Here is a 1,411-nt window from a genome sequence, read left to right as displayed (position 1 = left end):
CGAGGAGGGCATCGTCGCCGACTTCGCGCTCGTCCACGCCCGCCTCGGCGGCACTGAAGGGCCACGCTGCACAGCGAGAACGGCATCCTCGGAACGGGCCCGTACCCAACCGACGACGAGATCGACGCCGACCTGATCAACGCCGGCAAGGAGACCGTCACGGTCAACCCCGGGGCATCGTTCTTCGACTCCGCCCAGAGCTTCAGCATGATCCGCGGCGGCCACATCGACACCGCCGTGCTCGGAGGCACGCAGGTCTCCGCCACGGGCGACCTGGCCGACTGGATGGTGCCCGGGAAGATGGTCAAGGGAATGGGCGGCGCGATGGACCTCGTCCACGGCGCCAAGCGCGTGATCGTCCTCATGGAACACGTCGCCAAGGACGGCTCCCACAAGATCGTGGCCAAGTGCACCCTGCCGCTCACCGGACAGGGGGTCGTACAGCGGATTACCGACCTGGCCGTGCTCGACATCACACCCATGGGGTGCCGGCTGGTCGAACTTGCGCCCGGCGTCACCCTCGACGAAGTGCGTGAGAGGACCGGTACTCCTGTCGCGGGCTGACCCAGCACCCAGCAGAACCGCCTCGCCATCTGGCGCTGCCCGTCGACGCGGGCCACGGACACCCCGGGCGGGGGAGCGGCCCGCTCGAGGTGATGCGCGCTGCAGGCGTGCCACCTCGCGGCGTTGTCCTGCTCGACATCGGCCGCACCGGGTGCTGTCGCTGCGTCCCCTCCTCGGGCCCGTCGCCGAGCCGCCTCGTCATATTGTCCCGCCCGTCACCGAGCGCCGTCCCCATCTGCGGCCTGCCGAACGCCGGCCCAACCCTGCTGCTNNGGCCGGCCCTCCAGCGATACGGGCGCTGATGCGGTACAGGGAGTGATTGACGGAGAACAGACCCGGGACCGGCGGGTGCCCGCGGCACTGCTCTCTCCTCTGACGGGTCTGCTCCGCCAGCACTTGACTGCAGGCCGAGAAGATGAGAACCAGCGGTATGGCAGGCCAGAACCGTGTGCTGCTCCTCAGCCGGGCATTCTGCAGCGCCGTACCCCCGATCGGGTGGCGGCGGATCGGTTGTGCGCGGATGCGGCCGCATGTGACGGCTTGCACGGCACGCGATGCCCGCCCGGTGACGAGCACGGTGTGGGCTACGCCACAAGCCTGGCGATCCCTGAGGCGGGAAATGTCAGCCTGCTCACATCACCGCAGTTCACAACAGGCTCATCGGACCGGTGAGCCAGTACCGCTGCCGAGCCAGAGGCAAAACCCGCACCCAGGCCCTCCTCCGCCTTGCCTGTCACCGCATCAGCGTCCTGTTGACCATGCTCCGCGACGGAACCTTCTACGACCCAGAACCCCGCGGATCGCTTGACGAGGGACATAGAGGCACCCCCGCACGGACCGGAGGCCG

At 68.8% G+C, this 1,411-nt stretch carries 2 pseudogenes; both read left to right on the top strand.

What is annotated here, in order from left to right:
• Positions 1 to 66 precede the first annotated feature (66 nt).
• Positions 67 to 564, top strand: a pseudogene (locus AOK18_RS29410) (3-oxoacid CoA-transferase subunit B); the annotation flags it as partial.
• Positions 565 to 1,244: 680 nt separating this feature from the next.
• A pseudogene (locus AOK18_RS35520) lies at positions 1,245 to 1,372 on the top strand (IS110 family transposase); the annotation flags it as partial.
• Between the last annotated feature and the right edge of the window lie 39 nt (positions 1,373 to 1,411).

Source organism: Streptomyces prasinopilosus (genome assembly GCF_001419695.1).
GTDB lineage: Bacteria > Actinomycetota > Actinomycetes > Streptomycetales > Streptomycetaceae > Streptomyces > Streptomyces prasinopilosus.
The sequence above is the reverse complement of the archived record's forward strand: the minus strand, read 5'-3'. Positions and strand labels throughout refer to the sequence as shown.